27 protein-coding genes and 1 tRNA gene are annotated in these 25,367 nt (G+C 43.6%); 7 read left to right on the forward strand and 21 right to left on the reverse strand.

Annotated elements, in window-relative coordinates:
- Nucleotides 1-11: 11 nt before the first annotated feature.
- The 8 genes from ABDD95_RS19425 to ABDD95_RS19460 all read right to left on the reverse strand — a co-directional run bounded on the left by ABDD95_RS19425 (nucleotide 12) and on the right by ABDD95_RS19460 (nucleotide 6,011).
- Entirely contained in the window at nucleotides 12-1,340 is a 1,329-nt protein-coding gene (locus ABDD95_RS19425; protein WP_345949013.1) for a relaxase/mobilization nuclease domain-containing protein, read from the reverse strand.
- Nucleotides 1,341-1,358: 18 nt separating this feature from the next.
- A complete protein-coding gene (locus tag ABDD95_RS19430) occupies nucleotides 1,359-1,670 on the reverse strand; it encodes a hypothetical protein (protein WP_345949014.1) in 312 nt (103 codons plus the stop codon).
- Nucleotides 1,671-1,726: 56 nt separating this feature from the next.
- Nucleotides 1,727-2,224, reverse strand: coding sequence for a hypothetical protein (locus ABDD95_RS19435; RefSeq protein ID WP_345949015.1), 498 nt, complete (start codon nucleotides 2,222-2,224; stop codon nucleotides 1,727-1,729).
- 219 nt (nucleotides 2,225-2,443) lie between these two features.
- Nucleotides 2,444-3,385 carry an IS3 family transposase gene (locus tag ABDD95_RS19440; protein ID WP_345949016.1) on the reverse strand — a complete coding sequence of 314 codons (942 nt, stop codon included), beginning with the start codon at nucleotides 3,383-3,385 and terminating at the stop codon, nucleotides 2,444-2,446.
- Nucleotides 3,382-3,753, reverse strand: a complete 372-nt coding sequence (locus ABDD95_RS19445; protein ID WP_345949017.1) for a transposase — start codon at nucleotides 3,751-3,753, stop codon at nucleotides 3,382-3,384. The genes ABDD95_RS19440 and ABDD95_RS19445 overlap by 4 nt, the downstream gene beginning before the upstream one ends.
- 179 nt (nucleotides 3,754-3,932) lie before the next feature.
- The gene (gene mobC / locus ABDD95_RS19450; protein ID WP_345949018.1) at nucleotides 3,933-4,346 is read right to left on the reverse strand and encodes a plasmid mobilization relaxosome protein MobC; all 414 of its coding nucleotides are present in this window, start codon (nucleotides 4,344-4,346) and stop codon (nucleotides 3,933-3,935) included.
- A 385-nt stretch (nucleotides 4,347-4,731) separates the two neighbouring features.
- Nucleotides 4,732-5,676 (reverse strand): toprim domain-containing protein, encoded by a 945-nt coding sequence (locus ABDD95_RS19455; RefSeq protein WP_345949019.1) that lies wholly within the window; start codon nucleotides 5,674-5,676, stop codon nucleotides 4,732-4,734.
- A 59-nt stretch (nucleotides 5,677-5,735) separates the two neighbouring features.
- Nucleotides 5,736-6,011, reverse strand: a complete 276-nt coding sequence (locus ABDD95_RS19460; RefSeq protein ID WP_345949020.1) for a hypothetical protein — start codon at nucleotides 6,009-6,011, stop codon at nucleotides 5,736-5,738.
- On the opposite strand from ABDD95_RS19460, the gene ABDD95_RS19465 reads away from it, so the two are divergent.
- Nucleotides 6,010-6,150: a hypothetical protein gene (locus ABDD95_RS19465; RefSeq protein WP_345949021.1), complete on the forward strand. Its 141-nt coding sequence runs from the start codon at nucleotides 6,010-6,012 to the stop codon at nucleotides 6,148-6,150. The two genes, ABDD95_RS19460 and ABDD95_RS19465, sit on opposite strands and share 2 nt — an antisense overlap.
- An 87-nt stretch (nucleotides 6,151-6,237) precedes the next feature.
- Here ABDD95_RS19465 and ABDD95_RS19470 read toward each other — a convergent pair whose 3' ends face one another.
- Both ABDD95_RS19470 and ABDD95_RS19475 read right to left on the reverse strand, forming a co-directional pair.
- Nucleotides 6,238-6,516 carry a hypothetical protein gene (locus ABDD95_RS19470; RefSeq protein WP_345949022.1) on the reverse strand — a complete coding sequence of 93 codons (279 nt, stop codon included), beginning with the start codon at nucleotides 6,514-6,516 and terminating at the stop codon, nucleotides 6,238-6,240.
- A gap of 272 nt (nucleotides 6,517-6,788) precedes the next feature.
- Nucleotides 6,789-7,661, reverse strand: a complete 873-nt coding sequence (locus tag ABDD95_RS19475; protein ID WP_345949023.1) for an RteC domain-containing protein — start codon at nucleotides 7,659-7,661, stop codon at nucleotides 6,789-6,791.
- Between the two features lie 312 nt (nucleotides 7,662-7,973).
- Between ABDD95_RS19475 and ABDD95_RS19480 the strand changes: the two genes are divergently transcribed.
- Entirely contained in the window at nucleotides 7,974-8,222 is a 249-nt protein-coding gene (locus tag ABDD95_RS19480) for a hypothetical protein (protein ID WP_345949024.1), read from the forward strand.
- Here ABDD95_RS19480 and ABDD95_RS19485 read toward each other — a convergent pair.
- Genes ABDD95_RS19485 through ABDD95_RS19495 form a run of 3 tightly spaced genes read right to left on the reverse strand, consistent with a single transcriptional unit; the run spans nucleotide 8,200 to nucleotide 11,432 of the window.
- Complete coding sequence (locus tag ABDD95_RS19485; protein WP_345949025.1) at nucleotides 8,200-9,396, reverse strand: hypothetical protein; 1,197 nt, start codon at nucleotides 9,394-9,396, stop codon at nucleotides 8,200-8,202. The genes ABDD95_RS19480 and ABDD95_RS19485 overlap by 23 nt on opposite strands.
- Nucleotides 9,397-9,454: 58 nt before the next feature.
- Nucleotides 9,455-10,120 carry a TetR/AcrR family transcriptional regulator gene (locus ABDD95_RS19490; RefSeq protein WP_345949026.1) on the reverse strand — a complete coding sequence of 222 codons (666 nt, stop codon included), beginning with the start codon at nucleotides 10,118-10,120 and terminating at the stop codon, nucleotides 9,455-9,457.
- A gap of 31 nt (nucleotides 10,121-10,151) precedes the next feature.
- Complete coding sequence (locus ABDD95_RS19495) at nucleotides 10,152-11,432, reverse strand: aminotransferase class I/II-fold pyridoxal phosphate-dependent enzyme (RefSeq protein ID WP_345949027.1); 1,281 nt, start codon at nucleotides 11,430-11,432, stop codon at nucleotides 10,152-10,154.
- A gap of 319 nt (nucleotides 11,433-11,751) precedes the next feature.
- Here ABDD95_RS19495 and ABDD95_RS19500 point away from each other — a divergent pair, with 319 nt between their 5' ends.
- From ABDD95_RS19500 to ABDD95_RS19510, 3 genes are all read left to right on the forward strand, one after another.
- Nucleotides 11,752-12,330: a hypothetical protein gene (locus ABDD95_RS19500; protein WP_345949028.1), complete on the forward strand. Its 579-nt coding sequence runs from the start codon at nucleotides 11,752-11,754 to the stop codon at nucleotides 12,328-12,330.
- Between the two features lie 158 nt (nucleotides 12,331-12,488).
- The gene (locus tag ABDD95_RS19505) at nucleotides 12,489-12,752 is read left to right on the forward strand and encodes a hypothetical protein (RefSeq protein ID WP_345949029.1); all 264 of its coding nucleotides are present in this window, start codon (nucleotides 12,489-12,491) and stop codon (nucleotides 12,750-12,752) included.
- Nucleotides 12,753-12,871: 119 nt separating this feature from the next.
- Complete coding sequence (locus ABDD95_RS19510) at nucleotides 12,872-13,231, forward strand: hypothetical protein (protein ID WP_345949030.1); 360 nt, start codon at nucleotides 12,872-12,874, stop codon at nucleotides 13,229-13,231.
- Nucleotides 13,232-13,269: 38 nt separating this feature from the next.
- Here ABDD95_RS19510 and ABDD95_RS19515 read toward each other — a convergent pair whose 3' ends face one another.
- From ABDD95_RS19515 to ABDD95_RS19530, 4 genes are all read right to left on the reverse strand, one after another.
- Nucleotides 13,270-14,574, reverse strand: a complete 1,305-nt coding sequence (locus ABDD95_RS19515) for a RagB/SusD family nutrient uptake outer membrane protein (RefSeq protein ID WP_345949031.1) — start codon at nucleotides 14,572-14,574, stop codon at nucleotides 13,270-13,272.
- A gap of 95 nt (nucleotides 14,575-14,669) precedes the next feature.
- Nucleotides 14,670-17,879, reverse strand: coding sequence for a SusC/RagA family TonB-linked outer membrane protein (locus ABDD95_RS19520; RefSeq protein WP_345949032.1), 3,210 nt, complete (start codon nucleotides 17,877-17,879; stop codon nucleotides 14,670-14,672).
- Between the two features lie 40 nt (nucleotides 17,880-17,919).
- The gene (locus tag ABDD95_RS19525; RefSeq protein ID WP_345949033.1) at nucleotides 17,920-19,239 is read right to left on the reverse strand and encodes a TlpA disulfide reductase family protein; all 1,320 of its coding nucleotides are present in this window, start codon (nucleotides 19,237-19,239) and stop codon (nucleotides 17,920-17,922) included.
- 159 nt (nucleotides 19,240-19,398) lie between these two features.
- A complete protein-coding gene (locus tag ABDD95_RS19530) occupies nucleotides 19,399-19,683 on the reverse strand; it encodes a hypothetical protein (RefSeq protein ID WP_345949034.1) in 285 nt (94 codons plus the stop codon).
- Between the two features lie 379 nt (nucleotides 19,684-20,062).
- On the opposite strand from ABDD95_RS19530, the gene ABDD95_RS19535 reads away from it, so the two are divergent.
- On the forward strand, nucleotides 20,063-20,602 hold the full coding sequence (locus ABDD95_RS19535; protein WP_345949035.1) for a helix-turn-helix transcriptional regulator: 540 nt from the start codon (nucleotides 20,063-20,065) through the stop codon (nucleotides 20,600-20,602).
- A gap of 114 nt (nucleotides 20,603-20,716) precedes the next feature.
- Here ABDD95_RS19535 and ABDD95_RS19540 read toward each other — a convergent pair whose 3' ends face one another.
- From ABDD95_RS19540 to ABDD95_RS19555, 4 genes are all read right to left on the reverse strand, one after another.
- The gene (locus tag ABDD95_RS19540) at nucleotides 20,717-21,544 is read right to left on the reverse strand and encodes a nucleotidyl transferase AbiEii/AbiGii toxin family protein (protein WP_345949036.1); all 828 of its coding nucleotides are present in this window, start codon (nucleotides 21,542-21,544) and stop codon (nucleotides 20,717-20,719) included.
- Complete coding sequence (locus ABDD95_RS19545; RefSeq protein WP_345949037.1) at nucleotides 21,525-22,532, reverse strand: type IV toxin-antitoxin system AbiEi family antitoxin; 1,008 nt, start codon at nucleotides 22,530-22,532, stop codon at nucleotides 21,525-21,527. The genes ABDD95_RS19540 and ABDD95_RS19545 overlap by 20 nt, the downstream gene beginning before the upstream one ends.
- A gap of 172 nt (nucleotides 22,533-22,704) precedes the next feature.
- Nucleotides 22,705-24,024 (reverse strand): site-specific integrase, encoded by a 1,320-nt coding sequence (locus ABDD95_RS19550; protein WP_345949038.1) that lies wholly within the window; start codon nucleotides 24,022-24,024, stop codon nucleotides 22,705-22,707.
- 238 nt (nucleotides 24,025-24,262) lie between these two features.
- Nucleotides 24,263-24,336 (reverse strand) — tRNA-Asn (locus ABDD95_RS19555).
- Nucleotides 24,337-24,423: 87 nt separating this feature from the next.
- On the opposite strand from ABDD95_RS19555, the gene ABDD95_RS19560 reads away from it, so the two are divergent.
- Nucleotides 24,424-25,344, forward strand: a complete 921-nt coding sequence (locus ABDD95_RS19560; protein ID WP_345949039.1) for a PfkB family carbohydrate kinase — start codon at nucleotides 24,424-24,426, stop codon at nucleotides 25,342-25,344.
- Nucleotides 25,345-25,367: the final 23 nt, after the last annotated feature.

The following is a 25,367-nucleotide window of genomic DNA, read 5'->3' on the forward strand; positions in this document are numbered from 1 at the left end:
TAATGTACGGGTTAACGGGTATTGGTGCGGGCCTTCTTTTTCCGGCGGCGGCTGCGGCCGTTGATCTGCTCATCATCAATGTCTTCAGCAATGCTGACCGGCGGTACATAGTCGTAGCCTTTATAGGCGGCATAAGCTTCAACCGCTGACCAGTCGGCTGTATCGGCGCCTTCAAGCAGTTCATCTACCGGAACCTGGATACCTGCCGCCGGATCACTGAGGACTACCCGCCCATCCACGTTACTGAATGATAAGCCAAGATCGGTGAGCCCCTGTCCAATGTCCGGGTAATTGCGGATGGCCGCTTTCAGCAGCGCAGCATATAATTTGCTGGTTTCATGACTCACACATTTCGGAATTTCCGGCAGCCCCAGTGCAGAACGCTGATCAAATGTGTGCTGACCGTTCCGGCTTAGCAGTTCTTTAAGCGGCATGATTTCGCTGCCTTTCCAGACCGCTTTGCCGCTGTGATCGATGATGGAATAACCATAGGCCGGTTGATCATCTTTGGAATGAAAAATCAGCTTCAAACCGAACTTTATTTCCAGGAACCGGGACAGGTCGGAAGCAAGCCCAGAAAGAACCTTACTGCGTCCGCCCGCCAGTGGCTCTTTATCATTCTTTAAAGCGGTTTGATAAATGCTGCTGTACTTCTGAAAGATTGCCTTTAGCTGGCGTTGCCGCTGCACATCCTTTGTAAATTGAGCGGCCTGTTGGCTGACCATCTTTAAAGGAATATTCTGAAGTTTCTGCCCGAACTTGACCACCTCCAATTGTTCGTTAACCGTCTTCAATACATATCCCCGGCTTTCCAGGATCAGCATAAATTGTGCGCTATTCGAAAACCTATAGCCTAACGCGTCACTTATATCATTAGCCACATTTTGCCTGAAGTCGGTGCCCATGATACGATTAAGTTGCTGAACGGCTCGGACACGCTCAAAGGCACTGCTGATCTTTTTGCCGTCACGGCCGATGCGAGTGGAAACTACATGGACGTGATGATTGTCCGTGTCCTTATGAAACACGACCAGGTAGGGTTGCTGTCCATAACCCATCGCTTCCAGCCACCGTACGGCAATTTCGGTAAGCGCTTCCTTGGTAGAGGATGTGCCTTTAGCCGAAATAGCCGTATGAAACTGCGGCTTGCGCACCCTCGGATTCTGTGCGGACAGCATTTTCAGGTAATTACTGTAATCTTCCGGCCTTAATTTTTCCAGTCCCTGAAGGGAACCGAAGTTTCGTACCAGCATCAACTCACCTTTATCACGCTCAACCTTATCAGTGTTATAGGTCACGCCGCTGAAAGTAGCAGAGGAAGATAGTATCTTAACGACCATAAGCTTTGCCTAAAGTGGCTAATTTGCATTGAATCCATGATCCTGCCCGGCCTTATCCACCACGTCCTGCACCTGATCGTTGATATCCTTCAACTGCTCGGTGAACATTTGAGTGAGCTGCTGCTTATGCCTGAGCTGCATTTTCTTCTTGCCGTACTTGTAGCCGCGTTCCCATTGGCGGTAAACTTCCGGGCTTTCATAGGGAACGAAAGGATTGAATGGTGACTCGCAGGCATTGTACACTTTGAAATAGCAACTGCTTGCATACTTAAATAATAAATAAAAGCAGAGGGCGACCATGATATGAGCCCAGGTGACGTAAATTTCCATACTATTAATTTGTTACTTGTTAAAAGATATAGAGGTGCAGTGGTCATATGACATGACTATCTGCCGCGTTTTCGATCTGGTGAGCGGTCGTTAGATCTTGTCTGTAGTTTCTCCAGGTTTTCCTGTATAATCTCCGGCAGGCCGGATTCCGATAGCGGTTTGACCGCACTGGAAAGCGTCTTTTGAATGGGGAACTCCGCTATTAATTCCGCCGGGTCCATTCCATATTCGTTAGCCACTGCGTAAGGATCAAGCTTAAGCTCATAGGGTATTTCCAGTAAAATAACATTAGCCGGCAACGCGGTGATGTAGGGGTCGAAATGCCAAAGTGTATGCTTTGCCGTATCATAAAAGAACAGGTAGTTTTCACCTGCGTCGCCCATGTCCAGATTGCGCAGCGGGATTGTATTCCAGGGTGCCGCGGATTCCCGCAATTCCTTTGCCCGCCAGTCTATCGTAAAATCGGTTCCGGCGATATCGATATGCGGCAATATGCCAAGCGAACGGCGCTTAAACAGTTCTGCGGCTTCAGCCGGGCTACTTTGATTGTTCATTAACCTCAGGTTTAAGTGTTGTTATAGGGCGCTAAAAATATGGGGCTCTTTAACTATTAAGCTAACCGGCTGTAGAGCTGTAGTGCTACGTAGCCATATGGCTCTATAGTCATACGGATGTCTCGTCCTAAAAAGTCTTTACAGATTTGGGGTGTTAGTCCTGTATAATGTTTACTTTCTTTGGTTCGTCCTGAGGGGACTTTACTGATGCAATTTTACTCATCCTGTTTCAGCTTTACAAGCAATGGTGTTGTTAACATCTGTACGTTCTGTTTTATCCTTTTGGTAATAGCTTTTCCAGGCTCTGCTGAGTTCACCTTTCAAGGTATGTGCTGTGGCAGGAGTTCGCATACCGATACTCATGTGGGGTCGTTTATGATTGTAAGCCTGGATGATCTCCGCTAACATAGCGTGCGCTGCCCACTTGGTTTCCGGCATTCGTTTGTTTAACCATTCGGATTTTAGAATGCCGTTTACGCGCTCTGCAATAGCGTTCTCGAGCGGATCGCCATTTTCGGTCATACTGATATGAATGCCGTTTGCCCTCAACCGGCTGATGTACTTATCACAGCAATACTGGATGCCCCGGTCAGAATGATGAATCAAGTCACCCAAAGGACGCTGCGGTAACTGCAGGATGGCCATATCCAATGCGCTTACTGCACCATCCGCTTCCAGCTTAGGTGATAGGTTCCAGCCCACGATCTTACGTGAATAAGCATCCGTGACTAATGACAGGTACAGATAACCTTCTCCGGTTTCTATATAGGTGATATCACTTACCCAAAGCTCATGTGGTCTGCTGGGTACCAGCTCCCTTATCAGGTTGGGATACCTGCGGAAACGGTGCCTGGAATCCGTGGTTTTAATCTTCGAGCGCAGGTGACGTACTAAAAGGCGGTTTTCGCGTAGCAGGGCAAAGAAAGCATCCCTGCCCAGATGAATGCCTTCCTTTTTCATCGGCCCGCTCATCAGACTGAGCAGCTTACGCCCACCGATGCCCGGCAGACTCTGGCGCTCATTGCTGACCATTTCTAAGATGATCTGCGATTGTACCTGGCATTTGTATTCATACTGCTGCAATTGGTAAAAGGCTTGTCTGCTGTAGCCAAACAATCGGCAAAGCGTATCCATATTGATTTTGGGATAACATGCTTTCATTTCCCTGACCGTTTGGCTCCAGACTTTTTTCGGATGGAGATCTTCAGGTCACGCTCGGCCACATCGATCATCGTGCTCATTGCCTGGCTCCGAAGACGTTCGGTTTCCAACGCCTGCTCCAGTTCCTGGATACGTTTAGCCATAGCTTCGGCATCACCAGGGGCAATCGGTTTTTCTTTTTTTGCTGGTTTACTCATTTCTGGCTGAGTAGTGGATTCGCCTCTAAATTTACGAACCCATTTCATAACCGTTGCAGCATATTGCAGGTTAAATCGCTCTGCGGTCTTTTGGTAACCCTCATCGGAGTCCAGATAATAGCGGACCACTTTAAGCTTAAGCTCGTCCGGATAGTGCTTTACAATTTTCATTTTCGATCTTAGTTAAACCTCGAAATTTGTAAACCTATTTCAGGACAAGACAGGACATAGCGTTATATATAGGACTGTAGCTCAATAGCTTTATATCTACTTTGCTATAGTGTCTTATAGCTACATAGATTTGTAGTTAGATGGCTGTGTAGTTATATGGCTGTGTAGTAGTGTTATAATTAAGATTGCGTCATCAGGCGGATCACTTTCCGCAGTGTCACCTCCAAAACAACCTGGTTGCCGTGATATTTTTCCAACAGCAGGTTGAACTGCTCGATCAGGCCCGGCGAAAGAATATTTTGCTTTTTCAAAATATTGGCATACCGGGCCAGTTGATTGATATTATTGCCTGCACGGCCCAATTCACCCCCGATCAGGTCAAGCTGGCTGATCAGCTCCTTGCCGTTAATCACTCTTTGCTGCGCGCCACTGAGCACGTGCGAACGGATGATATCAGCCCGGCTGATCCCAAACTCGCGCTCCATTTCGATTATAGTCTGGTATTCCTCCTCTGTGAAGCGGGCGTCGATCTTACGCGTTCTTTTACCCTCCGCCAGCATAGGCCTGCCCCGGGATTTTTTTGTATTCTTCATGAAGAGGAAATGAGTTGCGAATTTTCGATACTTCCTTCAAGCAGACGACAGGCAGCTTGAAGGCAAGATTCTTTTTGGGCGACCTAAAATGAGCGCAGGCGAATTTTTGTCGGACAAAAAGACATCTTGCAAGGATAAAAACCAAAATGTAGCCAAGTAGCCATATATCCCAACGTTGCACGGTTGAGTTCATTTAAAGGACATATCGGCGGTTGTTGTGGCAAGAGCCCTATTCATCATACCCGCCTTACTCCACACACAATCTATTACTGAGATAAAAAAGCCGTGCAAAGATGAAAACTGCCAGTTTTATCTTAATCCAGTTTGAGATACTCATCACAACGCTTTCACTCCAATGACTTGTTCTCGTGATTTTCTCGCAATGCTACCTGCGAAAACGTGTTCGCTGTTCGGGTTCCGGCTGAAAAGAAACCATCGGGGTGCTTGCTATACCGGCTTGAAGGCGATCGTTGTAATCCTTATAGCCGTCATAAACGGCAGAGCGGTCTTGAGCCTGCGGTACTGCCGCTTTAAAATTGACGGAAGCTTGATGACCGGCTTTGTCGCGGTCGAAATATAGATCAACCTCTGAGTAAGTCTTTGCTCGCTTGATGCCTGCTTCTAGGAGTGACAAGCTATTCAGCACCAAGATACTAGACCTATTTTCCGCGTGTTCGGTGAGCCAGCTGAGATAATCCAGGTAACCTTCAAAGATGACCAGTTTTTGAGTTACGCCCTCTATAAAACTAACGGCCTTGTGGCCCAGACAACCCTTGAAATATTTGTTGCGGACCTCCCAGCCCCCAAGTTCATTTTGCCAGCCGGAAGCAAAAAAATGTTTACGTAATTTCTTTTGATCCTCTACATAATAGTAGACTTCCTTTAATTTGTCCCGAGCTACGGCGCCGAGCCCCCGCTCTTCAATGTAAGTAGTGATAGCGGCGTTGGTGCCGAATTCTTTGATATCTTCAATCTGGTAATGCGGGATCTTGATGGCCATTCTTGGCCTGGCATTTTCCCTGGAATGATTGGCGATGATCTCCTGTTTAGCGGTAGTCTGGATCTTGTGCAATACCTCGACGAAATCTGTCATCGGCCAGTAAGCCAAGCCAAAATCTACGATATTGCCACCCTTGCCGGTTCCATGGTCAAACCAGACGTTGAGTTGTTCATTCACTGCAAAAGATGGATCGATATCAGAATCCCGCAACATGCTCAGGTACATTAATTCCTTACCCGAACGCCGTGCGGGTTCGTAACCCAGGCGGAATAACAGGTCTACCAGTGACACTTGGTCTTTGATGTCGGCTGCATTTAAAAAATTGCTCATGAGATATTAATTTATTTGATGTTTGTTTACTTTCTACCAGCAGTGATGAGCTGCTGTATCTATAAATAAATCAGCAAGCTTTCGACTTTGGCGATGGCTTCAAGCTCCATTCGTTCAAGCCGCCAGGTCGCGGAACAGTCTCCATCCTTGCGGGGCGTCACCAACCCGGCTTTGATCCAGTACTCGACGTTCTTGCGGCCGAACAGGCGGTAAGCTTCCGACTTTTTCAGATAGGGTTTGAGGTGACCGAATTGAATGAGCGCATTTTTGGCACCCATTTCAGCTGCGTGTTCCAGCATTAAGCCGAGGAGGTGTGCAGAGATTGGTATATCCATGATTTTAAAGATTGGTGTAAACACAAAAAGCCCATTGGATGAGCAATTGCCTGCGGTCCAATGGGCTTTGATTCGGGAATACTCGCGTCGTTTTCTACAAAACGGGCCGTCGCCTGCCAATGCGCTTTCGGTATATTGATACGATCTCACCTTCGCAAAATTTCCTGTTCGCACAGGATAATGTTTCTTCCCCCAATGTCAAAGAGCAGTCAGCCTCAGGCTGATCTTACCTTTCCGCCACTGGCAGATAGGTTATGCGGTTACTGGCAGCCGCAATGGCCTCCAGCGTATTTTTGTCAATACCCAATTGGGAAGGTCTGCCACGAACGGGCGTCAGTTCTAAGAGCTTCTCCTGAAACCATCGATCCACCAGGCTGCGGCCATATTTTCGGTAAGCCGCTGCTTTGGTGAGGTAATTCGGGTTCTCCGTCAGCTCAGCCGTAGCTTTTTCTGAGCCGGTCTTTACCGATTCTCTGAAGATCCTGATCAGTTGAAGTTGCTCCATCCCATTGGTCTATATAGCCGGGCTATAATGCCATGGCCGACAAAACAAAGGTTGGGAGGATCTGAAATTCTCTTGGGGTGGGACCCTTAAATAGATCTGATATTATATGAATAATGCTAATTGTCAAGCACTTGGAAATAACTTTCGGAAAAAAGAAATCTTAGAATCGACGTTGGGAACTTGTGTAAGAACCCTAAAAAGCAGATAAAGCGCCTCTCAAATCAAAAAAAAAGGCCGCCGGAGCAGCCTCTTAACAAAACGCAAAAATTATTTTATATCTCTTTTGTCTTTTTGATCAAACTATTCTCCTCCTGGTGGCGAAGCTGAACCGCTTCGCGCATTTGGTCAATATAACGGGTGGTACTGATTCGTTTGCGCCCTGAGATCGCGGTCCACCTCCGGTAAGCCCGTCCGATTTTGACCTGTAAGTTCGCTTCCAACCAGCTGATGATCTCAGAGATTCCGGCGGTGCCGTGATTCAACTGACCAGTTAACCAAATTCCGTAAGCGACCTCCACAAGGTTTATTCCGTCGCCGGTCCATTTCAGATCATGGTGTAACTGTGCGGAACCAGAAACGGCAGGCAAGGCAGATTTGCTCAGCAATGCAATCCGATGGTCAAGATCATCCAGTAAACGTTCCCAAGCCATAAATTTGGCAAACAGATAGTCCATTTCCGTCGAGTAATCTGGTTCGAGTAAAGGGATTTCAGGAAAAGACTGAAAATGGCACTCTTGATTTCGCGTAAAATAGATATGATCCAGTTCCGTAATCTTGAAGCGGTAATAATGATAATGAAAGGCATTCTGCTGAAAAAACCGGGTGATTTGGCGGACTTCTTCCTGTAGATAGTTAAGCTCTGTCTCATCTGTGCCGACCGGCTGATGGATGAGCAGGTTGAATCGTCCGATCTCGTAAATCTGGAGGGCATAAAAACCAGGCTTGATCGCTTTAAAAAAAGCAATCTCCGACGCTTGGTCGGGAAAATTATTTTCCAGAACATATCCCTTTAGTTCACGAAGGGTTTTGGCAATTAAGGCCGTTGCTGTAGTAAGGCGGTCGAGCGGCTCGCTCGTTTTGACCGTTAAAGATTTAAGGTCATTTTCCAGTTCGGATTTCAGCTTGTTAAAATAGGCACTTGACATGATTTCACAGATTAAGGTTAACATCAGTTTTGCCCACCGCAACCGAGCGGCAGTAACCACAAAACAGGCGTGATTAATTGCTCATGAACAACTATATTTGGCTACCAATGAGACAAATGTCACTTGATTCATGTATTTTAGTCAAGTGTCAGAGGTGTCGTTACCGATTGACACCCTCGTACAAAAAGAAGTAGAAATCAAGCCTACGAACGAATTCAGCGTGTCATTGATCCGCTTAATTTTTTGTAGGGCAAACGAAAACCGGGTACCGAAATAAAGATTCAGGAAACTACTGATAGTACATTGTTTACAATGAAAGGTCAACAGGTAAAGAGTCCGATATTACATACTGCCATCAGCGAACTTGAGTTAAGTACTGACTTTAAAGACTGCTGTCAAAAAATGGGTTTTAGGACGCTGCAAGACATTATTTCAACGGGCTGGGTCTCTTTGACGAAATATGAGCATTTCAACTACCGCTGGTTCGGTGAACTGCTGAAGTTTTTGGAGGCGAATTACCTCCTGCTTGATATGCCCCCTAAGCCGGATACCTTTCATTGATCAGGTTTACCAGCATAAGCAGCATATGCTTTACTTTCTGAATGGTAAGCGCACTGGGACTACCAAACTTATTTTTGATGCTCCGCGTCGCTAGGTTGTCCTTATTCGTGGTACCGATATGTTTAGCAATAAAGTCAAAGAGTTCCAGTTTTTTCTTGACGATAACCACTCCAGCCTCGATCATGATCCTGAACAAGAAAGTGAGCTGTTCCAGCGTAAGGGAAACATGAAAATAGAAGGGTGAAATTACACCGGAAGGCCAGTCTTTATACATTTTTTTCTCCTGGATACGCTGCAGCTGCTCAACGCAGGAAATTTCCTCAGCTATCGCACCACTTAAAAGTTCTTTTAAGGATATCCCGCCGGGCTGATAAATAAATTTCGGATGAACGGGCAGTGATTTGAGATTCCGCTGATCAATGATCAACCGATAAAGTTCGCTCTGATAGCTTTCTATCTGATCATAATTGAGTTGTATCTCCTTTAAATAATAATTGATCAGCGGCAGACTATTGAAATTCATATAAATGAGTTCCCGGAACAGTTTTTCTTTAAAATCGGCTGTAAATGAACTTTTAACAAATCGGTATAAATGCCCGACAACAAATGTATAATAATCGATCTCCCTGCTGCTTGATAGGAAAACATCTGAATATCTGAAAAATGTATGCAGATATTCGGCAATCAGGCTGACGAGCGATGCGTCCACCTCCTGTTTATTTAACGCCATCAGCACCGTTTCTGCTTGCTGGGCTATGGCTGATGACCGCCGATTTCTGAGAGACAATGGAATCGGTAACTCCATGTTAAATAACCTGGGGTAATTTTCTTGGAGCGTGGCATAAAGCGTATCCATTTCTGCAAGCAACGCTTCAACAATAGATCCGGCGGGTGTATAATTATTCACAGAAGCGCCTTCTGAGCTTCTATTTAATGAACGAAAGTGCTTATCTGAAAATAAGGCGATCTCATTTTGTATATCACTGATTAGCATCTCTGCGCGGGGTTGATCACCGCTAAGTTCGAACACCATTCGGTGGATGTCTTCAGCGATCTGGGCTCGTTCTGCTATAATATGCGCTATAGTCGAATCTTGTTCATATGTAGTTAATGGCCCATGAGCACTTTCCAGAACCTCGTTCTCTAAAAGCCGTAAACGATCTGTGTATCTCATATCTTATATTTCGCATCGTCAAAAATGTAACTATAATAATTGCCGGATTTTTATTCTGTTATTCTGAGGTCTTTTTATTTTTGCCTGCGTAGAAGGCCCCGGTAATAATATGCCTGATCGCCTTAGATATTTCACACTGTCCTTCAGGTGTGTTGATATCTATACCACATTGTAAACTGGAATTGGTCCGCCCATGAAGCACCAGGTAGTAAATTCCAGATACGAGCAATGCAGCTATTGCTTTAAAGTTTACATCCGAACCTTCAAAATAGCGTGCCGTTTTACTGAAAAAATCTTCCCCAATACTTTCTCTCGCATTACCGATACTGTTCATCAGGTGGGATTGCTCTGAAATTTCCCAAAGTATCAGTTGCTGCATTTCTTCCGTGGTATAAAAAAATCTCAATTGTTCCTGAAGCGTATGTACGAGCAGTTCTATTAGAGGGGCTTTCTTTTGCGTCTTCATAACTACATCCGTCATCTGGCTTTTTGAAGCGATCCAGTAATCCTTTTCCATAACATACTTTTCGATCAATCCATTTAATGATTTAAAGTATTTATTGATCAGTGGCCGGCTGACATCGGCTTGGGAGGCAATAGCGGATGCCGTCAGTCCTTTATAACCGTGCTTTTTAATAATTGATCCAACAGCATCGATCAGCTTCCGCTCGGTTAGCGGCCGGTTATTGGTTCTGCCGGAAACTCGTTTGTAACCTGTTTTCATATAAATCTGCTTAGGTAAATAAACGCGGGTGCTAGCTTTTATTAACGATCCCCATTTTACGGTCTACGTCAGCAAAAGCATTTAACGTTTTGTCCAATTGCTCACGCGTATGCGTAGCCATCAGGCTCATCCGGATCCGGGCATCATTTTTCGAAACTGCAGGATAGATGATCGGGTTACTGTAGACGCCATATTCCAATAGCAGGCGTCCGGCTTCGCCAGTTTTCTTGGGGTCTCCGATCTTTACTGGAATGATCGCTGATTGTGTGGCACCTACATCAAACCCTAATTCTAGCAGCCCTTTCTTGAAATAATCGATATTACCCCATAACTGGCTTTGCCAATGTGGTTCTTCGTCCAGTAATTCGATGGCTTTGATAATACCGGCAGCTGCCGGCGACGAGGTCGCCGAAAATAAATGTTGCCTGGACTGAAATTTCAAAAATCTGATCAGCTCAGGATTACCGACGATATAACCGCCCAGGTGTGCAAAAGTCTTACTGAATGTACCGGTGATCAGGTCGACTTGGTCAAAAAGGTCGTACAATTCCAGCACTCCTCTCCCGGTTTTACCGATCACACCGGTGCCATGGGCGTCGTCAATCGCCAGATACGCTCCATAGCTTTTGGTCAGTTCCAAAATCTTGTCGAGTGGAGCCAGATCACCGTCTTGAGAATAAACGCCGTCAATGATCACCATCCTGTTCCGGTATTTGCCTTTGGTCTGCTTAAGTACCAGTTCCAGCATTTCCAGGTTATTATGCGGGAACCGCTTGACATTGGTCAGCTGACAGCCTTCAAATACACTGGCATGCACAGCCATATCTAGAATAGCTATATCCTCTTTCTGGAGCAGGCACTGGAAGGTCGCGCTGTTGGCGGTGTAACCGGTCGTGTAGAGGATAGCGCTGTCCCTTTTGAAAAACTGAGCAATTTTTTCCTCCAGCCGCTGGTGAAAACTAAAATGACCGCCTATTGCCGGTGAAGCTCCAGCACCGGTACCATATTGCTGAACGGCTTCAATAACCGCTGCTTTAACCTTAGGATGCTGGGTAAAACCCAAATAATCGTTTGACACCAGACCGACCATCGTTTGTGGCTTGGACTTACCGGGTATCAAAACTTCCATTTCAGGTCCACAACCGGATACCGCTTCCATGCGATAATTCAAATGCCCGCGTTCATCAAGGAAGTCCAGGTATTCATTAAAAATATTTGCCCGGGCATACATATCGTACCCACCTATGTTCTCAAAATTTTTAAAACTCGCCTCTTCAAAATTAATTCCTGCTACTGCTAAAGGTGTTTTCATGTGCTTTATGGTAAGTGATTTAAAGCTTACACCATAAAATTAAAGCGCATTATTCCGGAAAGTTGTAACTTTTACATAATTATTTAATAATTAATTAACAATAATTTAAGCATTGATTTATTATTAGAATTTACAGGCAATTAAAACATGTTAATTTTAAAAATAATGTTGATTAGAGTCTTGAAAATTATCAAAGTCTAAATTGTGGAAAGCCTATATACGTTCAAATTACAACGGTGTCAAATTACAGACACCTTGCAACACTTGACAAGTGCCTGGTTTAAGCCGTTTTTTGTAGCTAAACCGAACACCCGAAGTGATGGATCAGGAAAGCTTTTTTTCAAAAATCAGTGAAAAGATTGTTTTAACAGCGCAGATTAAAGCATTGATTGAGAAAAACCTAAGTACCCTGTTTTTTGAGAAGAATGACCGCTTACTTAGTCCAGGCCATGTTCCGATGGAAATGTACTACATTCAGGAAGGTCTGGTGATGGGTCACACGATCCGTCAAAAACAAAAAGTAGTTCAATGGTTTCAGTTCCAGGATAGCTTTCTGATTCCTTCCTGCTTTTTCCATCAGCAGCCGGCTACTGAATATATCACTTTCCGCGAGCCGACCGTACTTTTGTCCCTACCGCATACCATTATTCAGTCCATCAACAAAATCCATCGGGAAAGCCAGAACCTTTTCTTGCTATTGGCCGAAGACAGCATTCAGGCAGGTAAAGAAAGGGAAAACATGATGCGCATGTTTCCGGAGGACCGATACCGGCATCTGGCCAAAACACAGCCCTATCTTTTTACGGGTGGCCATTTTGAATTCCTTGCCTCGTATATGAATATGTCACGTCGCCATTTCGTTCGAATCCGTAACCGCTTTGCAAAGGAAAGGGATTAAATAGAGTGACAATTGGCCCTCCTCATTGGTCATAAATTCAGTTTTAGAGAGTCCATAAGAGATTCATTTTGAGCAAAGTGTCTTTCTAAAAGCATATGATATCCAACTAACTTTACTTAACATTTGAATCGAGCAGAAGAAAAGCAAATGTAAAACAGATGAAAAAATTAGATGTAGCAATAATTAGAGACATGGCGGAGGAAATCTTCCGGTTAACGATGCTGGCCGTTATGGCAGGGCTATGCATCGTTTTCATCAAAGCTAACATGGCAGCAGTTGTATGGTTTTTTGCCATTACTTTCACGCCAATGTTCCATACCTACGCCCGAAAGAGAATTACTAACAGAACCACCCACGAGCGTAAGCTCGCACTGTTCACGAAAAACCCGAATAGCCGTGCCGGGCTATTCGGGACCAAGTAACCGATACATCAGGGATGTAAAAGGTTACGGTGAGGTCTGCCTAAAGACAAAACGCGATATAAATATACCCAGTCAGACATTTTTTAAGGTAATCTTTTTTAGCAAAAAAAGACCATACTATGAACAGCAAAATGTTCAACCCCATTAAAAACAAAATAGCGGTATCGATAGCCCTATTATTTTTCGTTCTCTTAGGTGCAGGCACCATGATGGCTATGAAAGCACCCACTGAGAAAAAGGCAGCTAAATTTGCAACATCCTGGTTTACCTACGACGGATCGGGCAGTATTACAGACCCGCTCAACTATGTGCAGGTTAGCGGCACTCCTGACTGCCCAGGAACAACAAGTATGTGTTCCATTCAGGCGACAGTTGGAAGTAATTCCAAACCTGTCATTACCTCTGCCTTGCAAACAGAGATTAACAATGCGGTTAATAATCATTCCCCTTCCAGCAATGTGCTGTTGCAGGATCAATAGTTTCAATAAAAAGAAAGAGAGCCCCGCTCTCTTTCTTTTTATCTTGGATTCTGTGCAATACCACTGGTCGTAATCACCTCCTGCGGAATTAAAAAGACATATCTCAAATCCTGCGGTGGCAATTGATAGAGGGCCGATCCCAGATTTCTCTTTAGCGTGATTCTTAGATCCGCTTCCTGGTTGAGCCGCCTTAGATCTGTCCATCTTAGCGCTCTGAAGATTAATTCCTTTCTTCTTTCATTCAATATCAAGGCCAACGCCGCACTGGCATCTGTTACCTGGAGTGGCTGAAATGTCCCGGTTTTCCATCGTGTTTGCAATAGGGTATTTAAATCACTTAACGCCTTAGCGGTTTGACCTGCTCTTGCATAACATTCTGCCCGGATCAGATAAATTTCATCGGTTGCCAGTCCTGAAAAGATCGTTGCGCTTTGGCTGCCATCATAATTCCCTTTAAAAGCATACGAACCGTTGTTATTGCTCTTAAAATAAATAGTTCTTCTCAAATCATTGGTGGCGTAAGAGGCATACAGCGTAGAATCGATCTTACACCTGGAAGGAACCAATAAGGTTGAACCTCCGGACATGGCATAAAATATAGTTTCCTTATTGAACCTGGCAATCGGGTTTGCAGAAGTTGCGCTTAGCGTGTTGAAATTGATCAACTGGGGCTGAAGGCTTAGACAGGAATCCGCATAAGTCCCTGCCATTTGATATTGCCCCATGGCCAGATAAGTTCTTGCCAGTACCGCGTAAGCCGCCGACTTCGTTGGCTGCGATGGATAGGTGCTGCTTTGAGGCAATAAAGGCACCGCTTCTTTAAAGTCTGCCAGAATCCGGTCATAGGTTTGCTGGTTGGTAGAACGCACGGAGACCGGGTTAAAGTCAGCGGTCAGCCTGATCGGTATCCCTGAATCGTTACCTGCGGTCTGCTCGTAATAAGGTTTTGAAAAGACGCTGGCGAGTTGGAAAAATGCGTAAGCACGGAAGAATAAAGCCGCTCCCCTGATCTGTTGCGATTGAACGGTTGGTGCCGGGGCGATCTGCTCCAGGCTTTCTAAAACCTGGTTGGCATAATAAACCACCTGGTAGGATGCCAGCCATTGCCCATTGGGAAGCACGCCGTCCGGCTGCCAGATGTACAAGGACTTGTCCTCGGCAGTAACTAAGGCATTGTAATCGGTAAGTGTAACGTAATAATTATCAGCTGCCGCCTCACCGATGCCGGAAAAAGAACGATTCATCACCAAAACATTATCCAGTAGGGCTTGCAAGTCCTGTAAGGTTGATGGAACCACCTGTTGCTGATTCGGCTTTGCATCCAGATATTTTTTACACGACACGATGGAAGTACTCACCAAGAGTAAACAAAGCAGGATCAATCTGGAACGGGTATGATTTTTAGAGGATATATTTTTCATATTCATCTGATTAGAATTTAAAAGTCTGCTTTAAGGCCGAGTGAAACCGTCCGAGGCGCTGGGAAACCGGAACCGTAATCCGGGTCGATATGCCATTTATTGGCGCGCCACAGAATACCGAGGTTACTGGCATAGATATAGAACTGTAAGCTATTAAAAGGCAGCCAGGCTTGCCGGTTCTTTTCCAGTTGATACCCAATCCTGATGTCCTGTAAGCGAATGTTATCCGCTTTGGCTACCGTAGCATCGGAATAAGCATAAAACTCGTCCCTGTTCGGGTCATTGGGATAGATCATGGAAGGGACATTGGTCGTTTTTTCATCTCCCGGCTTTTGCCAGCGCAAACTGTAATCACTGTTACCTACCCAGCCCGAATAAAGGTTATTGTAGTTGATACTAGTTTTCCGGAAGAAGTAGCCGAAGCGATAGGTAATATTAGCCGATACGGATAGGCTGCGCCAGGTCAGGGTATTTCTGAATCCGCCGTAGTAGACCGGAATGGCTGAGCCATTATAAACCAGGTCACTTAAACTGCTATTGATCATGGCCGAATAGTCCTTGCTCACTGATCCGTTAACATAACCCTGCGGATCGCCCGTTTGGGAATCAAGTCCGGCCCATTTATAACTGTACAAGGCGTAAACGTCTCTGCCCACGACGGGGTTAAGGGTAAGCCCGGTACCTACATAGGCGCTTGCGGTAGACAGATCATTGTAATAAGCGGTGATCTGATTACGATTGTAAGAGAATAACAAGGTGCTATTCCAGGCTAAAGCGCCTGTCAGATTTCTTGAGTTCAGTTGCAGATCGACTCCTTGACCTTTTGTTTTGGCGCTGTTGATAAACAGGTAACTGAACCCTGTTGTAAAATCAATCTGAGCCGGGCTGATCAGGTCTTTTGATTTTTTAGTGTAATAATCCACACTGCCGGTGATCCGTTCATTTACGAAGCCGAAGTCCAGCCCGATATTGGTCATGCCAACTCTTTCCCATCTCAGTTCGGGATTGGGCGGGTTGATCACATTGGCATATGGGACATGCGTATAATTATTAGTAGGTACATAGCCGATCGTTGTATAAGCTGACCGGCTGTTATCTACGTTTCCGCTATACCCATAAGTCAGCCTCAGCTTTAAGTATGGAAGAACAGGTAAATGATAGAATTTCTCATTGACTATGTTCCAGGCCAGCCCGGCTGACCATAATGGGACGCCTTTATGATTACTATTCACCCCGAAGAGGTTAGATTCATCTTTACGGGCACTTAGTGAAAGCATATACCTGTTATCGTAGCTATAGGAGCCGTTTGCATACAAGGAAACGTAACGATTTAAGATATTACCGAACTGGGCGGGATTGGGAATGGTACCATCGCTGTTTAATCCCTGGTAGAAAGGAAAAGTAGTTACTTCGTCCACATTGGTATAAGTAAGCAGATTAGGGTTATAACCATAAGTTCTGCCTACGTTATAAGTGGTCGTGTTCTGCCTTACTTCTGCACCTGCGATCGCCGATATTTGATTTTTTGTATTCCATGAATTGTTATAATTAAGCTGAGTTCGTACATCATGGGCCTCCAGGTTATTATTGGTCATATCCAGTATGCCGCCTACCGGCACCGGTCTGATGACACTTGTTCCGTTGAGCTGTGTAAAACTGTTGATCAGATTCCTGGTATAATAGCTATCCGCGCTATAATATTGGGTGTTGGTATTTACTGCTTTCTCATACTGGTACTTAGCTTCAGCGTTCAGATGATTACTGAAGTAATATCTGATCCCAAAGTTTAACAGTACGTCTTGTGCCTTGGTGTTGTTATCCGCTTGCTGTACTTCCTGTAGCGGCCTATATTGCCAGTTCAGCAGTTTTCCTGCACTCGTTGTATCGACAAACCCTAAACGATAATCTTTAGCGATTGGTAAAGCATTACCGTTTGCATCTGCCAATTGCGCATAAGGATAGAGCGCCGATTTCCCAGCCGGAACGATTTGCCCGTAACCATATGGCGAGAGGGAGTTTTGATTAGCAGTGTTGCTTGAGGTATATTGTAGGCCAGCCTGTATTTCCGTACGCTTAAATGGCTTAAAGATATTGTTGCTTTTAATGGTCACGCGGTCATAGCCGCTGTTCATCAGGTTATATAGGTTTTTATCGTATCCTGCTGAAAAGAAATAATTGGCAGAACCGCTACCTCCGGATAGCGAAAGGGCATGTTGCTGGTTAATTCCTGTGCGGTAGATGTATTTGTCAAAATCTTTGCGTACATCATAATTTCTTAAAGCGTTGATCTGAGCATCAGCTTCATTGCTACTGATCTGACCATTTCTTTGCTGGTTTAAAAGTTCCACGACAGGCGAAACCGGTGGCCTGGAAAACGTGTTGCTGAGATCACTGTCATAAAATCCTTTAGTAAACAGCATTTTTTCTACATCTATAAAATCCGAACTGCTCATTTGCGGCAGGTAGTACAGGTCTGGTTTGGCGGTAAAAGTGAGGTTGCTGTTCAGGCTGACCTGTAAAGGCTGGTTAAATGATCCTTTCTTCGTGGTGATCACAATAACACCATTACCTGCCCGTACACCCCAAATAGAAGCGGCAGCCGCATCTTTGAGTAAGGTAACGCTGGACACATCGTTAGGATTGATGTTATTAATATCGCCGTCGTACGGAAAGTTATCGACGACTACCAGTGGGGATGTAGTCGCATACAGGGAACTGATTCCCCTGATTGTTAATGAACTCAGGGGATCAGCCCCAGTACGTTTATCGAAGAGCGTTGAGGTGGTAATCCCGTCAAGCCTGGTCAGTATATCTGTTCCGGTAGCCCGGTTAAATAATTCGGCGTTAACCTTTTCGAAGGAGCCGGTTGCTCTTTCCCGTGGCAGCGTCTGGTAACCCGTAGAAACGGTAACTTCTTTTAACTCGGTATGCTCCTGTTGCAGATATACGATCAATGGATCTTTGAGCGGTAGACTGACCGATAGCTGTGTCTTCTGATAACCAATAAATGAAATGGTTAAACTAAGCTGATCTTTTAATTCCCGGATCGTAAAAACACCGGAACTATTTGTTGTATAGTTTTTGCCAGTCTCTTTGACCAGTATGGTTGCTCCGCTGAGCGGAAGACTGTCTTTTGCACTCAGTATTTTGCCGGTTACCGGCATTTGGACCTGTGCCAGGGTCTTCATCGTGATGAAAATAAAAATAAGGGGTAAATATCTTTTCATTTTGAATGTAAGTTGAGGACAATGACCAATCAGGACCTGATTATTGGGTAGCGGCCTGGGTGTCAGAAAGGACAAAGAATTCCAGCTCACGCACTTCCTCTTTCAGCATCAATCCATATTTGTCAAGTGCCCGGTTGACCTCCGGAATGTTGGCAAACGATTTTATGGGCAGGTGCATTTCCACGTTTTCCTGAATACCTGTTTCATCAATTGCCGGGAGTCCGTTCGGAACCTCGTTGAGCTCCCATATGATATTGCTGATAGACCCACCGGATAGGACCTTGATCGAATCCCTGCTGTGCAGGCTGTTGAGCGGAACGCTTTGAGGAGTAGCAAGCAGGCGACTTTCTTTATTAAACCGCTGTAAAACGAGACACTTTGCTTTCCTCTTTTCCATGCGGCCATTCAGGTTAAAAAACCTATTTAAATCCAGCCTGATAATTTCTTTGAGCCTGCCTATGGGTGTACCGGAAGGCTGAACAGTTTCATAACAAAAGGTATTCAGCCTTTTCCAGGGTTCCCGGGTTATTCCCGAAGGCATTTTTAGCCTTGAGGTGTCTTTAACTTCTATTTGCATCATGGTTTTGGGAAAGTACAGCAGGTGATCCAGCGAGAGCAGATACATCTGGAGTATCGGAAAATTGACTATATAGAATCTGAGCCTGCTGGTAGACGAATCGGTTAATGCACCAAACTTCGGCGCAACGCCTGATTTGTAATGATCAAGTGCACTGTAGGTAATTGTGCTGGAATTGCTTACCATCGGTTGGTTATAGTCGTAAGCCATGATATCGGTTTTCACCGGGAGGTTCAGCGGCTGATGAGTAAGTAAAGCCTGTACATTTACTTCATTTACATATTCCGGCGCTGTGATCGCGGCTACAATTCCGTTTTCATTGATCCATACTTCATGCGAAAGGATGCGGTGAGGAAACAGTTTTTTCAGTCTAACGTCATCGGTTACGATTGGTAACGTCATAGATCTGCCAACCGGGTTGCGCTTGAGAAAAGAAGCAACAATGGATTGCTTTTCATAGGACACGGCGATGATCTGCAGTTTATTGGCATACTTTTTCGCCAGGCTGTCCATCTTGGGCATAGCCCTTATGCAGCTTCCGCAATTGGTGGCCCAGAAATCGATTATCAGCAGCTTCCCTTTGAAATCAGAAAGTTTCGCTGCGTTCGATGCCTTGCCTTCTTTATCTTTGTAGTTAATAAGACCGGTGATGATAACATCAGGAACTTGTTGCCCGATTTGTATGCCTTCTGAGCTTGAGCCCGTGCCTTTTAATGCCTGTGCATGTGTGGAAAAATTTAGGCAAAGCATGGCCAGGACGATATATATCGTTATTTTTTTCATGAAATAAGAACGTTAGTTGATCGATAATAAACTACCCGTACCAATTGAGCCGTAGGGGTGTAAGGAAAGGCAGCCTATAATATTTGCGTTAACTAAAAGTGACTACCTTTTCGGCATCACTCTGGAGGGCTGATCAATAAAAGCCATGAAAGGGGACTGTTAAACAGCATTGCTGCCCCCCTTTCTTGACGAGTGCTGGTAATTATAAATTAATGTGATTAAGCGGGGCAGTTCATTAGCAAACTGAATTAGCTCGTCAGCAGTAAGATCAATAATATGCCTTCCTCTGCCAGTTAATCTAAAGAAAAACCATTTACACAATTCTTCTTCCACCTGAGAGGAATAAATATTACTGAAAAAATAATCTATAGCTTTTTCTTTTGCGGAGAGGGTCCTTCCACTAACTTTATCCTTTTGGATGTAAATAGTTTCTTTGGCAAGCATACTCTTACTTTTTTTAGTACTTCAGTAAGAATATTAGGGGAAATAATAGACTATTCCCCGTATCGCAATGGCACCCCGTAGGAAGGGCGGAAACTGAAATTTCCTAAGCACGCAATACGGAGAATAGCCCATTAATTCCACCTAAGATAGAAAAAATGGGCATTTCATTCACCGTAACCTCGCGTGCTTTTTAAGATTCCTACGTCTGCCAAAGCAAGGTTTCTTTGTTAGAAATACCTATTATATTTTTTCACATTTTTCTAATGTGCTTAATTCGCTACTTAATCAGCGATTAACTTATCGTAAAGATAAAAATCTGTTTTCAAAAAACAAAATATATAATTCATAATGAGGACAGAAATATTTCTCCTTTTGTTAGGTGAGTCCAAATATAGATGCAAAAATAGTCGCTGATAATATTAAATATATTCGGGAGTACGCTGGACTAACATTCGTTGGTTTCGCTGAAGCTGTAAAGATTTCAATTAGCTATTTACGATTAATTGAAAAGGGAACTGCGAATATTACATATAAAGTTGCAAAGAAAATTTCTGACTTCTGCGAAATAGAACCAGACTCAATATTTTCTGCTAAGGCGCTTAAATTAAAAAAGCTTTCACAAATAGCAACTATCAATATATTTTATACAGAGAATATAAATAACCCTCAATATTTTATCTCGCGGAAAGGCGAAAACAGCATAGCACATTTTTTAAAAAATGTGTTACTCCCCTCTGGCTATCTCATTGATTATCGAGAAGTTAACGCTATACAAGCTTTTTGTAAAAGTGAATATAATAAGGATTTTACAAGCAAGGAATTATCACGGGAATTAAACAGGCTAGCCGATGATAAAAAACTATTAAGGTTTGATAAGTATGGAAATAAGAGTATTTATCTTTACAAGTGCAATGATTAGCATTGATACACAGTCCAATGAATACACAATTTTTTTAGAACCAGCCCGGAAAGTATTAACAAATTGGTATAAGGGCCGGCATCTTAAAGCTTAGCAGGTTATATCAATTTACCATTATTGATTTAACCCTATCTGTAACCAGGTCAGCAGATATAATATTTCTTCAACCGTGCGCCCCGACTCACTAACCATATTTCTTACAAAGGCGCTATCTTCTTTAGCCAATAAAAGCCCATCCATTATAGTGTCCATTCTTTTAAAAAGATTTTCATTGGAGTCAGCAATTTTTCTGATTTCTCGGCCGATAACAATTGCTGCAATATCTTCCAGTTCCATTTCTTCTCCGCCAAACAAATCGGCATGTGAGTCGTAGATTAGGTCGGCTTGAAGGTCAAAAAAATGTAGCATGATATTAATGATGTCTCGTGCATCTTTTGACCGCACTTCGGGGCGGTCATCATAGGCAATAAATTTTAGTAAGATGATGGCGGGAAGCGTAGCGACTTTAAAAGTATGACCAGTAGCCAGTTTTACAATTTCCGTTCCTGTTAGATATACCTCACTAAATCCGTTGACTTTGATGCTAGTCAAACCGGCACCTTCAAACTTAACTTCGTCATTGATCTCAATCTCTCCAAAAGGCAGGATATCTACCTGAATATCCGCAGGAGTAAGTAGCACGAAAGAATTTGTTTTCACTTCCCGGTAGCCTTTGTTGTCAATCAGGTAGTTTCTTACAGCCTCGTAATCGTCCTTATTGCTGATCATAATCGCAAAATCAACATCTTTCGTTGTCCTGAACTGTTTATCTCCTCTAGCATACCAAATGTCACGGGCAAGTGCACCAATCAAATAAAAGTCGATATTCAGCTGCGCAAAAGCATCTTCCAGTTCGTCGAAAACCTCTTTCAGCTCACCTTCTCTAATACTGCTTAAATTCATTTTTTAAATATTTATCGTAGATCATTTCAGCGGTCTCTAGGCAACGTGGGTCATCTTTAATTTTTAGGTCTGCGTAGACCAATAGATAGGGCGCAACAGGATCAGCGTTGACTTTGTCAGTTTCCCAGAATTTATCATAAATCAAAACATTCCCTGCGGCATCAGGAATCAGTTTCCATTTGGGTAATAATGCCCCTTTTTTTTCTGCAGTATAAACGGTCAGCACTTGGGGGTTTAACCAGTTGGTGATGAGTTCGGCGGCCGGCTCGCCTCCCCAAACCGTTGTGTCCGGCCTTACATCAAGTGCTTTCCAGTTCTTAAAATCATCCAAGTGGAAAAAGCGGTATCGTCCCTGTAACACGGCGGGTTTTAGTGTTTCCCGGTAACCGGCGATCCAACGATTCAGCAATTCCGTTTTATTTTGAAGACGCATTTCCTTATCGCTCATCTGCAGGATAAATCCGGCATCCCGCAAGCCCTGGATAATATTGTTGATGTTACCCAGAGCGACCCCGGTATGCTTTGCAATTGTGCGGTAAGGCATTCGAATGGCATTTTCATGGGCTAATAAATAAAATACAGTCCGTAAGCCTGTTTTGGTAAATGCCCTATTGGTAATTGGTTTTTCTGGCTCTATATTTTTTTGCCCGTCGAGCCATATCAATTGGCCGCCGGTATTTACAAATATATTTCCTGCGCCGTCGAGGTAACCAATCTTATGATCTCTTAATTTTTCCTTTAAGTTGGGAAATATCCTTTCGGCCACAACTAAAAAGTTTGGGTACTTATGAAACAGATTAACCAGTGCAGGTAATTGGTATTCGCGTAATTCTCTTTTGACTTCAACCATGAAGTGAAAATCTTCACTTTGAAAATGAAAATCTATTGCACCATCGATTTCCTGATCCAGTTTCGTCCAGATACCGTCAATGCCTGTATGATCTTTCAGCCTGTTTAAGGCCTGCTGAACAATTGCGTCTTCGTTCATAATAATCCATGTTCACGTTACGTGAACAATCAAATATAGTGAACATTTGATTTATTTTTAAATAAAAGTAAGAATGTGATAGGTTATCGAAGCATGGGAGATAAGCTTAACAAATTGATTTAGCTTAGGAGTTATGACAAGACAATCTAGATTTAATCATTTAGTAAAAGCGTCACTTAACCAACTTCGGCAAATTAACAAACGAAAATAAAGAAGTTTCAGATGGCTGATTACTCATTGCTCTAACACGTTCATGGCTTTTTATTAGCCCCAGAACTGCCCTTTGGACCTCATCAACGATAGCCCAATCTTTCTCTAAATAAATATCTGTTGTTTTGCGACCATAATCCACATGGTTCAGTGCCAATGCAACATCGTCTTTTGATTTTCTACACTTATTTCTGGCAAGGTTTCCGAAAGTATGTCGTGCCCAATAATAAGTAATACCACTGACTCCTGTTAGATTTCTTATATCGGCCATGCCTTTACTAAGAGCCTTATTCAGATTAGCGATGCTGGAATACCTATCCGAAAGCATATTCCTGTATTTTAATAAAAGTGGGAGAGCTTCATCAAGTACATTGATACTGATAAAAGCCTTATCCTGTCTTTTACCTTTAGTTTTTGACCTATTATATTCTATCCTTCCATTTTTGATTTTATAATTATTTAAATATAAATCCACAGCGTTGATGCCACACAGATAAAAGGAAAGCATGAACATATCCCGGGCGAGTTCAGCCCGACTATCCGGTTCAACCTCACAATCTCGAATCTTTATTACTTGCTCAATATCTATATTCCGCTTTCTTGTCTCAGGCGGATCAATTAATTTGTATTCGGTAAAAGGATTGTATGTGATTGGCTGGAGCCCGAGTGATGGTTTATTATAGTAAGCCATGGCAGCTGTAAAAAATCCTCTAAACTCTCGCATATAATTATGTACACTCGCGTCCGATAGCGGCTTACCGATTTGCATGTACTCTCTACCAAATTGATCTACCCTAATCATCTTTCTTTCAGCCCGAAGGAACCTTTCAAAAGACTTTAGAAATGTTAGCGTTATATCTTCAACAGGCAATGGCTTACTTTTGGTAAAATCGCTTATGCTGTTGCGAACCGTTTTATAATTAGCTTCACTCTTAGTTTGTCCATTTTCCTTCAAGTGATCCAAATGTATCTGGCAAAACTTCATAAAATCAATTGCCTGATCTTTATTCAGTAAATAATCCCTCAACATTTCGACATCGAACAAAGCAAGGCGTTTGCCCAATCTGCTGGCAGCATTTCGATACTCCTCTAATGTAGCATTGATCAGGGAATTTATGAACGTGTCCTTAATAGACAGGTTTCTAGATAACTTCTTGTCATTAACATAATGGGGGGTATCTATATACCGACGCCCTCTGTTGTGACTGATGCAGATCTTAACATTGTAAGTACCATCTGCCTTTTTGTGGTGCTTAAAAACTTTAGCGCTAAAAGTGGCCATTTCTCAATGATTTACCACGAACCTCTGTAACACAGTTGTAACACAACTGTAACACAAATTCGTGAAGTTTAACAAAAAACTGTGCGAAACTGAAAAATTGATTGACGTGACCTCTGCTTAGTTCAGCAGGGCTAAATCTTCGTCAGAAGTGACGAAAACATGCGTAATTGCATCCTAAAGGCCCTTTTATGGAAATAAAAAAGGGTAAGCGACCATTAAAATGTGCTTACCCTTAGTGCTCCTGAGGCTGGGCTCGAACCAGCGACCCTCTGATTAACAGTCAGATGCTCTAACCGGCTGAGCTACTCAGGAGTATTTTCCGGTTTGGAGTGGTGCAAAAGTATAAAGTCTGCGCTAATTTCACAATATTTGTAGCAAAATTTTTTAAAATATTTTCACATGAGTTTATTAGTGATTGGTACTGTGGCATTTGACGCTATTGAAACCCCGTTTGGTAAGACCGATAAAATTGTTGGCGGTGCTGCTACTTATGCCAGTTTAGCCGCATCATACTTTTATAACAACGTAAAAATCGTTGCCGTTGTGGGCGATGATTTTCCTAAAAGTGAAATTGAGGACTTTGAGAACCACCATATCAACACTGAAGGCTTGCAGGTAAAAGAAGGTGAGAAATCATTTTTTTGGAGCGGCCGTTACCATAACGATATGAACAGCCGTGATACGCTGGCTACAGAATTAAACGTACTGGCCGATTTTGACCCCATCATCCCAGAATCATACCAGGATTGCGAATACCTGATGCTGGGCAACCTGACACCCAAGGTACAGCAAACGGTTATTAAGCGCCTTAAAAACCGCCCTAAGCTCATTGTAATGGACACCATGAACTTCTGGATGGACATTGCAATGGATGACCTGGTAGAAACTATTAAATTGGTAGATGTGCTTACTATTAACGATGCTGAGGCCCGCCAGCTGAGCGGCGAATATTCGCTGGTGAAAGCTGCCCGTAAAATTTTACAAATGGGCCCGCAATACCTTATCATTAAAAAAGGTGAGCATGGTGCATTACTATTTAATGAAGATAAGGTTTTCTCGGCTCCAGCCCTGCCATTAGCAGAGGTGTTCGACCCAACCGGCGCCGGTGATACGTTTGCAGGCGGCTTTATTGGTTACCTGGCCAAAGTGGGTACGGTAAACTTTAACAACATGAAAAACGCCATCATTTTTGGCTCGGCGCTGGCCTCGTTCTGCGTTGAGAAATTTGGTACTGAGAAAGTCAAGAACTTAACCCAGGAAGAAGTAGCGGCCCGCGTGCAGCAATTCATTAGCCTGGCTCAATTTGAAATAGAGTTATAAAGCAAATTCACCCTTTGTCATTT

Origin of the sequence: Mucilaginibacter sp. PAMB04274, from assembly GCF_039634385.2 — a bacterium.
GTDB lineage: Bacteria > Bacteroidota > Bacteroidia > Sphingobacteriales > Sphingobacteriaceae > Mucilaginibacter.

Bases quoted from the DNA above. Each gene is read 5' to 3' on its own strand.
- ABDD95_RS19425 (WP_345949013.1), bottom strand. From the start codon at position 1,340: ATGGTCGTTAAGATACTATCTTCCTCTGCTACTTTCAGCGGCGTGACC.
- ABDD95_RS19430 (WP_345949014.1), bottom strand. From the start codon at position 1,670: ATGGAAATTTACGTCACCTGGGCTCATATCATGGTCGCCCTCTGCTTT.
- ABDD95_RS19435 (WP_345949015.1), bottom strand. From the start codon at position 2,224: ATGAACAATCAAAGTAGCCCGGCTGAAGCCGCAGAACTGTTTAAGCGC.
- ABDD95_RS19440 (WP_345949016.1), bottom strand. From the start codon at position 3,385: ATGAAAGCATGTTATCCCAAAATCAATATGGATACGCTTTGCCGATTG.
- ABDD95_RS19445 (WP_345949017.1), bottom strand. From the start codon at position 3,753: ATGAAAATTGTAAAGCACTATCCGGACGAGCTTAAGCTTAAAGTGGTC.
- mobC (WP_345949018.1), bottom strand. From the start codon at position 4,346: ATGAAGAATACAAAAAAATCCCGGGGCAGGCCTATGCTGGCGGAGGGT.
- ABDD95_RS19455 (WP_345949019.1), bottom strand. From the start codon at position 5,676: ATGAGCAATTTTTTAAATGCAGCCGACATCAAAGACCAAGTGTCACTG.
- ABDD95_RS19465 (WP_345949021.1), top strand. From the start codon at position 6,010: ATGATTTTAAAGATTGGTGTAAACACAAAAAGCCCATTGGATGAGCAA.
- ABDD95_RS19460 (WP_345949020.1), bottom strand. From the start codon at position 6,011: ATGGATATACCAATCTCTGCACACCTCCTCGGCTTAATGCTGGAACAC.
- ABDD95_RS19470 (WP_345949022.1), bottom strand. From the start codon at position 6,516: ATGGAGCAACTTCAACTGATCAGGATCTTCAGAGAATCGGTAAAGACC.
- ABDD95_RS19475 (WP_345949023.1), bottom strand. From the start codon at position 7,661: ATGTCAAGTGCCTATTTTAACAAGCTGAAATCCGAACTGGAAAATGAC.
- ABDD95_RS19480 (WP_345949024.1), top strand. From the start codon at position 7,974: ATGAAAGGTCAACAGGTAAAGAGTCCGATATTACATACTGCCATCAGC.
- ABDD95_RS19485 (WP_345949025.1), bottom strand. From the start codon at position 9,396: ATGAGATACACAGATCGTTTACGGCTTTTAGAGAACGAGGTTCTGGAA.
- ABDD95_RS19490 (WP_345949026.1), bottom strand. From the start codon at position 10,120: ATGAAAACAGGTTACAAACGAGTTTCCGGCAGAACCAATAACCGGCCG.
- ABDD95_RS19495 (WP_345949027.1), bottom strand. From the start codon at position 11,432: ATGAAAACACCTTTAGCAGTAGCAGGAATTAATTTTGAAGAGGCGAGT.
- ABDD95_RS19500 (WP_345949028.1), top strand. From the start codon at position 11,752: ATGGATCAGGAAAGCTTTTTTTCAAAAATCAGTGAAAAGATTGTTTTA.
- ABDD95_RS19505 (WP_345949029.1), top strand. From the start codon at position 12,489: ATGAAAAAATTAGATGTAGCAATAATTAGAGACATGGCGGAGGAAATC.
- ABDD95_RS19510 (WP_345949030.1), top strand. From the start codon at position 12,872: ATGAACAGCAAAATGTTCAACCCCATTAAAAACAAAATAGCGGTATCG.
- ABDD95_RS19520 (WP_345949032.1), bottom strand. From the start codon at position 17,879: ATGAAAAGATATTTACCCCTTATTTTTATTTTCATCACGATGAAGACC.
- ABDD95_RS19525 (WP_345949033.1), bottom strand. From the start codon at position 19,239: ATGAAAAAAATAACGATATATATCGTCCTGGCCATGCTTTGCCTAAAT.
- ABDD95_RS19530 (WP_345949034.1), bottom strand. From the start codon at position 19,683: ATGCTTGCCAAAGAAACTATTTACATCCAAAAGGATAAAGTTAGTGGA.
- ABDD95_RS19540 (WP_345949036.1), bottom strand. From the start codon at position 21,544: ATGAATTTAAGCAGTATTAGAGAAGGTGAGCTGAAAGAGGTTTTCGAC.
- ABDD95_RS19545 (WP_345949037.1), bottom strand. From the start codon at position 22,532: ATGAACGAAGACGCAATTGTTCAGCAGGCCTTAAACAGGCTGAAAGAT.
- ABDD95_RS19550 (WP_345949038.1), bottom strand. From the start codon at position 24,024: ATGGCCACTTTTAGCGCTAAAGTTTTTAAGCACCACAAAAAGGCAGAT.
- ABDD95_RS19560 (WP_345949039.1), top strand. From the start codon at position 24,424: ATGAGTTTATTAGTGATTGGTACTGTGGCATTTGACGCTATTGAAACC.